This window comes from Rhodococcus zopfii NBRC 100606 = JCM 9919, from assembly GCF_001895025.1.
GTDB lineage: Bacteria > Actinomycetota > Actinomycetes > Mycobacteriales > Mycobacteriaceae > Rhodococcus > Rhodococcus zopfii.
Window position 1 is genome coordinate 85,376 of sequence record NZ_BCXI01000037.1, and the last position, 6,541, is coordinate 91,916.

8 protein-coding genes are annotated in these 6,541 nt (G+C 68.6%); 7 read left to right on the forward strand and 1 reads right to left on the reverse strand.

Features of this window, described 5'->3' with window-relative positions; translation table 11 throughout:
• Nucleotides 1-65 precede the first annotated feature (65 nt).
• Nucleotides 66-1,385 carry a YhgE/Pip domain-containing protein gene (locus RZ1_RS21640; protein WP_072814571.1) on the reverse strand — a complete coding sequence of 440 codons (1,320 nt, stop codon included), beginning with the start codon at nucleotides 1,383-1,385 and terminating at the stop codon, nucleotides 66-68.
• Between the two features lie 220 nt (nucleotides 1,386-1,605).
• Between RZ1_RS21640 and RZ1_RS21645 the strand changes: the two genes are divergently transcribed.
• From RZ1_RS21645 to RZ1_RS21675, 7 genes are all read left to right on the forward strand, one after another.
• The gene (locus RZ1_RS21645) at nucleotides 1,606-2,193 is read left to right on the forward strand and encodes a DUF4178 domain-containing protein (protein WP_072814572.1); all 588 of its coding nucleotides are present in this window, start codon (nucleotides 1,606-1,608) and stop codon (nucleotides 2,191-2,193) included.
• Entirely contained in the window at nucleotides 2,190-2,696 is a 507-nt protein-coding gene (locus RZ1_RS21650) for a DUF2617 family protein (protein ID WP_072814573.1), read from the forward strand. Before RZ1_RS21645 ends, RZ1_RS21650 begins: the two co-directional genes overlap by 4 nt.
• Complete coding sequence (locus tag RZ1_RS21655) at nucleotides 2,684-3,094, forward strand: DUF4247 domain-containing protein (RefSeq protein WP_072814574.1); 411 nt, start codon at nucleotides 2,684-2,686, stop codon at nucleotides 3,092-3,094. Before RZ1_RS21650 ends, RZ1_RS21655 begins: the two co-directional genes overlap by 13 nt.
• A 32-nt stretch (nucleotides 3,095-3,126) precedes the next feature.
• The gene (locus tag RZ1_RS21660; RefSeq protein ID WP_072814590.1) at nucleotides 3,127-3,597 is read left to right on the forward strand and encodes a DUF350 domain-containing protein; all 471 of its coding nucleotides are present in this window, start codon (nucleotides 3,127-3,129) and stop codon (nucleotides 3,595-3,597) included.
• Nucleotides 3,594-5,156: a polyamine aminopropyltransferase gene (locus RZ1_RS21665; RefSeq protein WP_072814575.1), complete on the forward strand. Its 1,563-nt coding sequence runs from the start codon at nucleotides 3,594-3,596 to the stop codon at nucleotides 5,154-5,156. The genes RZ1_RS21660 and RZ1_RS21665 overlap by 4 nt, the downstream gene beginning before the upstream one ends.
• Before the next feature lie 61 nt (nucleotides 5,157-5,217).
• Nucleotides 5,218-5,583 (forward strand): PadR family transcriptional regulator, encoded by a 366-nt coding sequence (locus RZ1_RS21670; protein WP_072814576.1) that lies wholly within the window; start codon nucleotides 5,218-5,220, stop codon nucleotides 5,581-5,583.
• Nucleotides 5,580-6,539: a permease prefix domain 1-containing protein gene (locus RZ1_RS21675; RefSeq protein ID WP_072814577.1), complete on the forward strand. Its 960-nt coding sequence runs from the start codon at nucleotides 5,580-5,582 to the stop codon at nucleotides 6,537-6,539. Before RZ1_RS21670 ends, RZ1_RS21675 begins: the two co-directional genes overlap by 4 nt.
• The last annotated feature ends 2 nt before the right edge of the window (nucleotides 6,540-6,541 follow it).

The window sequence follows — 6,541 nt, forward strand, 5'->3', positions numbered from 1 at the left end:
GAATCGTCCGGTCGGTAGACGCGTCGCACCAGTACAACACGCCGGGCCGACCGGAACCAGGGGTCCTAGGCCGGTAGTTGCGCCACGTCGCGGCGACGATGGAAGCCGCGCTTGTCGTAGATCATCGTGATCACCGCGCCGAGCAACAGGCCGATCGCCAGACCCAGCAGCGTCATCACCAACCCGTGCGTGAGCCCGGCGTCGCCGCGGCCGTCGAAGTACAGGATCGCTCGGGTCGCGATGTACATCTGGTGCATCGGCTCGAACGTCGAAAGCCACTCGAACAGTCGCGGCATGGCCTCGAGCGGCACCGTGCCACCGGACGACGGCAGGCCGAGCACGATGAACAGCAGCAGGTTCACGAGCAGACCGGCCTGGCCGAAGATCGACACCACGGCCAGCGCGGTCACACCGACCGCGGCGATCGCGAGGGTGCCGTACTCCCACATCAGCAGTGCCCGCGGGAACGGCATACCGAGTGCGGTGCCGATCGCCAGATACGCCGCCGAGGCCAGCATCGCGACGACGAACATGATGCCCCACTTGACGAGCAGCACCCTCATGCGGGATATCTGGGTGGTTTCGCGGACGATGAACCGCGGACCGTATTCGGCGGGCTGGAACCCGAGCGACTGGTCGACCATCGCGTTGACGATCATGCCGCCCGTGAAGCCGGCGAGGATCAGCAACAGCGTGTAGTAGAACGCGGACAGGCCTGCGCCGGTGTTGTCGGGCAGCGGCTTGTGCGCGACGGTGAGCACATTGATGGGGTCGGCCAGTGTGATCCGGCTGCCCCCGGACAGTTGCAGATCCGGTGCGGACGTCGCGAGGGTGTCCTCGACCGTGCGGGTGAGCTGTTCGCCGATCGTGGTGTTCACCGTGGTCATGGCCTGACCGGCGATGGTCTGGGTGATGCTGGTGCCGAACGTGCCGGTCCGCGGATTGGTGTAGACCGTGATGATCGGTTTCTCGATGTCGCCGGGCACGACGCTGCCCTGAGCGAGGATCGCGGTGCGCTTGGTGAAATCGCTGGGAATGACGATCGCGCCGTATAGGTTGCCGCTGTCCAGCCCGGAGTACATCGCGGAGATGCCCATCTTCTGCATGTCGATGCGCTCGGGGTCGATGCCGTCGAGGATCCCGGCGGTGATCTCGTCACCGAGGTTGCGGCGGACATCCGATCCGGGCATCACGTCCCCGACATCCTGATTGACGATCGCCAGCGGGAACTTCCGCAGGTTGTCGGCGGGGCTGATCATGCTGCCGAGGTACAGATAGGCAAGCGCCGCCATCAGGGCGGTCACCACCACGATCGGTCCGAGCCAGAAGCGGGGACTGCGCAGGGTGCCGTGATGCGGATCGAGGATGCTCTCGGTGGAACTCATACCGGCCTTCCGGGCGGTCGACGAACAGCGTGTGGCGAGGTCCTTCGTCCACGTGTACCGGGCCGATGGTCCGGCCTATCGATTGTGCACACCGGCCACCCCGAATCAGGCGTTCGACAAGCCTCGGGTGTCGAGAACCACGCCGTGACCGTGACGCGAGACGCCTCACTCGATCCCGGTAGGGTCTGCCCCGACGAACATCCGAGGGGGATTCGCAGCAGTGACCGAAATACTGATCGTTGTGTTGATCGTGGTCGTGGTGGTCGCGACCGTCATCGTGATCCGGACCCGCAAATCTGCGCCGGCGGCACGGGTCGATCCGCTCGCGGACTACCCGGAGGTATGGGATCCATACGCCATCGGGGTGGGCGACATCATCTCCTACGCGGGCATCGACCACGTGGTTCGCGGCACCATCACCCTCGACGAGGAGGGGTACCGCTGGCATGAGCACCTGCTCGACGGCTCCACCGGGCGACGCTGGCTCACCGTCGAGAACGACGAGGGCGAGCTCGAGATGACGCTGTGGATGCGGCGCGAGGGCACCGGCCTGGAACCGGGCGGCGACGTGATCCTGGACGACCGCGTGTACCGGCAGATCGAACGCGGTACGGCGCGGTTCACCGCGGAGGGAACGACCGGTACCGCGCCGACCGGCACCGTGGACTACGCCGACTACGCGACCGCCGACCGCACCGGCCTGCTCTCGTTCGAACGATGGGCGCGCACCGCGTCGTGGGAGGTGTCCACCGGACGCGCCGTCACCCGCAGCGAACTCACCGTCATCCACGCCGGTCCCGCACGGTGAGCGTGCATCTGCTCGACGTCGAGTCCCGGGACGTGTCCGCGGGGCAACTGGGTCTCGTCGTCGATGCACCGGCACCCCGGCCACTCGTGGAGCTGAACCTGACCGATCCCGCAGCCGGTGTGCTGACCCTCGGAGTGCTCGGTGCCTCGCACGTCGTCACCGTGACCAGCCGTGGCCGCACCCTCACCGAGCAGGTCTCGTGCGACGCGATCGCCGCCGGTGGCCGTCCGCTGCCCGACGTCGAACACCGGCACGGCTACCGGTTCGCCAGCCGCACCGAGACGGTGTCCCGGCGGGCGCTGGGACGCCGCGCGGAGACGTTGCGCGACCAGGCCGGGGATCGGTCCCGCTGGCTGTGCGCCGCGTTCCCCGGCGATCGCGACGCGCTCACCGTCCTGACCGCCGCAGCGACCGGAGGGCATTGGAGTTGGCGCACCTGGCACCTGTATCCCCGCCGGGACGAATCGGTGATCGTCGAGACCGAGAGCCGGTGGCTGCCGTGAAACGGATGGTCGCCGCGATCGTGCTCGGTGTGGTGGCGCTGTCCGTCGCCGGTTGTGGTGCGCCGGTGCGCGACTGGCTCGCCGACACCTATCAGCTGCGCAACAGTGCCGGCGACGTCGATACCTACTACAGCCCGGATCCCGTGGGCACCACAGTCACCCGCATCGTCGACGAGACGGAACCGGCGGCACGCAGCGCGGACGGCGGTCGCGAATACCTGCGCTACGACGACGACATCGTCACCGTCGGGGCGGCCTCCGGTGGGGGGAGCACCATCACCGTCGAAGACCTCGGCGGCCGCTACAGCAGCGGCGGATACACCTATCTCGGGCCGGGATTCACCCCGGGCTCGCCGGCCTCCGGGAACACCTCGGGCGGATCGGGGAGCGCGAAATGACCGCACCACACCTCTATTCGGGAGCGCAGAACATGACCATCACCCGGTTGGCCGCGGACGTCGAGATCGGCACCGTCGACCCCACCCTGCTGGTCGGGGGCGTCCTCGCGACACTGGCCTACTTCGTCGTCGGAATCGGCGTCCTGGCGGCCGGATTCGCGGTTCTCGATGCGCTGACTCCCGGCAACCTGCGCCACCAGGTGTATGTGGACCGCAACCCCAATGCGGCGCTGCTGCTCGGCGCCAACCACCTCGCCCTCGCCGTCATCGTGGTCACCGCGATCCTCACCAGCTCCGACGGATTCGCTCAGGGTCTGGTGGATTCGGCCGTCTACGGCCTCGTCGGGATCGCACTGCAGGCGGCGGCCCTGGTGATCATGAACCGGGTGCTGCCCGGGCGGCTGGTCGCGCTCGTGACGGAGCCTCGGATGTGCGGTGCCGCGTGGGCGGTCGCGGTCACGCTCGTCTCCGTGGGCCTGGTCAACGCCGCCGCACTGTCGTGACGGTGCTCGACACGGAGGAGGCCGCGACCGCGCGGCCCCTCGGTCGTCGGGCACGGGTGGTGCTGCTCGCCGCGGTGGCGGCGTGCGCGGCGTGCGGCCTGGTGTACGAACTGGCGCTGCTCACCCTGTCGGTGAGCCTGACCGGCGGCGGCATCACCGAAACCTCGTTGATCGTAGCCGGTTTCGTTGCGGCACTCGGCGTCGGCGCGCTGCTCGCCAAGCCCCTGCTGCCGTACGCGGCGCAGGCGTTCGTCGGTGTCGAGGTGGTGCTCGGGCTGATCGGCGGGCTCAGTGCGGCGGCACTGTACGTGGCGTTCACGTTCGTCGGCTCGTCGACGTGGGTGCTCGTCGTCGCGACCGCGGCGATCGGCATGCTCGTCGGCGCCGAGGTGCCGCTGCTGATGACGTTGCTGCAGACCGGCCGGGACTCCGACGCCCGTGAAACCGGCAAGGTGCTGGCGAATCTCAATGCGGCCGACTATGCGGGCGCGTTGCTCGGCGGGCTGGTGTGGCCGCTGGTTCTGCTGCCGATGGCCGGACTGATCCGCGGTGCCGCGCTGACCGGGATGGTGAACCTGGCCGCCGCGGCGGTCGCGGCCCTGTTCCTGCTGCGTGGGCAGTTGCGGCCGGTCGCGCGGGTGCTGTCGGTCGTTGCGCTGCTGCTCGCGGCGGCGCTGCTGGGCTGGCTGCTGGTGCGTGCCGCCGACATCGAAACGACGTCGCGGCAGCGGCTGTACCCGGATCCGGTGGTGTTCGCGCAGCGTTCGCAGTACCAGGAGATCGTCGTGACCGATCGCGCCGGTGACGTGCGGTTGTACCTCGACGGAGACCTGCAGTTCTCGAGCCGCGACGAGCACCGCTACACCGAGGCACTGGTGTACCCCGCGCTGTCGCGAAGCCCCGAGCGGGTCCTGATCCTCGGCGGCGGTGACGGTCTCGCGGCACGAGAGGTGCTGCGTCACAACTTTGTTCGCGAGGTCGTGCAAGTCGAGCTGGACCCAGCGGTCGTCGAGCTGGCGAATACCCGACTGCGGGATCTCAATGCCGGTGCGCTGCAGGACGACCGGGTCACGCTGGTGGTCGCGGACGCGTTCCGGTGGCTGCGTGAACACACCGGTGCCGGGTTCGACTCGGTGATCCTGGATCTGCCCGACCCGGACACGCCGGCGTTGGGCCGGCTCTACTCCACCGAGTTCTACGGGCTGGCCGCTGCGGTGGTGAACCCCGGGGGCCTGCTCGTCGTGCAGTCGGGCAGCCCGTATTCGACGCCGGATGCGTTCTGGCGGACGGTGGTGAGCGTCGAAACGGCGGGGCTGGGGGTCACCCCCTATCACGTGTATGTGCCGAGTTTCGGCGACTGGGGATTCGCGCTGGCGCAGCCGGGCACCCCACCGGACCTTGCACTGTCGCCGTCGGCGGCACCGCGGCGCTTCCTCGATCCGGCGACCCTCGCGGCAGCGGCGGTGTTCCCGCTGGACCGCGAGCGGCGGTCGCTCGAGCCCTCGACTCTGGACCGGCCGCGGATCGTCGACGACATGCGGCGCGGTTACGAACGCTGACGCGAGAACGCTGGCCACGCACCCGTTGCAATGGTGTGTGGCACACACTATCGTGCGTCACATGCTCGATCCTGAGATCACCGCCGTACACGGCCAGGAAGTGCGCCGCGGGTCCGTGGTCGCCGCCTGTCTGCTGATGCTGCGAACGCCCGGCTACGGCTACGGGCTGCTCGAGGCGCTGGCGGCCGCGGGATTCGCGGTCGAGGCGAACACGCTCTATCCGCTGCTCCGGCGCCTCGAGAAGCAAGGGCTGCTGGTGAGCGAGTGGAACACCGACGAGACACGCCCGCGCAAGTTCTACCGAACGTCCGAGACGGGCCGCGAGCTCGCGACGTCGTTGCTGCGGGAATGGGCAGCCCTGGGACGCAGCCTCGAAGCGCTCGACCGCGGCACCACCGAACCCGTCACCGAAGGAGGCGCGCCATGACTCTCATAGATCGCTACGTCGCCGCGACCCTGCGCAGCATCCCCGTGGGCAAACGTGACGACATCGACCGCGAACTGCGGGCGTCGATCACCGACGCGGTCGACGCGCGGGTCGAGTCCGGCGCAGACCCGGACGAGGCCGAACAGGTCGTGCTCACCGAACTCGGTGATCCCGCCCGTCTGGCCGCCGACTACTCCGGCCGGCCGCTGAATCTGATCGGACCGAATCTCTATCCGGACTGGAAGCAGCTCCTGTCGGTCCTCCTCTGGATCGCGCCCATCCCCGGAATCGTCGTTCTGGTACTCGGTGTCCTCGGCGGGAGTTCGGCGCTCTCCGCGCTCGGGTCGGGGATCTGGACGGCGGGCACGGTCGCGCTGCACATCGTGTTCTGGACGACCCTCGTCTTCGCGGTGCTCGAACGCACCGGAGCTTCCGGTTCGAACCCCACGGGTGCGTGGACACCCGATCGACTTCCGGAGATCGACGAATCACGTCGAGTATCGTTGTCCGACACCGTGTTCTCGGTGGTCGTCTACGTGTTTCTGTTCGTGCTCGTGATCCTGCAGCGCACGCACTCCGGGTTCGACACCGCCGGCGGCTCGGCGATTCCGATCATCGCGCCCGAGCTCTGGTCGTTCTGGATCCCGGTGCTCCTCGGTCTGCTGGTGCTCAGCGCGGTCTTCGAGATCGCCCTGTACGCGGTCGGCGGGTGGACGATCCCCCTCGCCGCGATCAACACCGTCCTCAACCTGCTGTTCGCGATCCCGCTCCTCTGGCTGGCTGCGACCGACATGCTGTTCAACCCCGACTTCCTCGCGGCGGCCTTCGGGGACGAGTCGGGTGCGGCGACCACTGCCACGACCTCCGTGATCGTCGTCGTCGCGCTGGTCGCCGTGTGGGAGATCGGCGAGGGGTGGATGAAGGCGCTGCGGGGTCGGGCGTCACGAGTCCGTTAGCG

Bases quoted from the DNA above. Each gene is read 5' to 3' on its own strand.
- RZ1_RS21640 (WP_072814571.1), bottom strand. From the start codon at position 1,385: ATGAGTTCCACCGAGAGCATCCTCGATCCGCATCACGGCACCCTGCGC.
- RZ1_RS21660 (WP_072814590.1), top strand. From the start codon at position 3,127: ATGACCATCACCCGGTTGGCCGCGGACGTCGAGATCGGCACCGTCGAC.
- RZ1_RS21670 (WP_072814576.1), top strand. From the start codon at position 5,218: ATGCTCGATCCTGAGATCACCGCCGTACACGGCCAGGAAGTGCGCCGC.
- RZ1_RS21675 (WP_072814577.1), top strand. From the start codon at position 5,580: ATGACTCTCATAGATCGCTACGTCGCCGCGACCCTGCGCAGCATCCCC.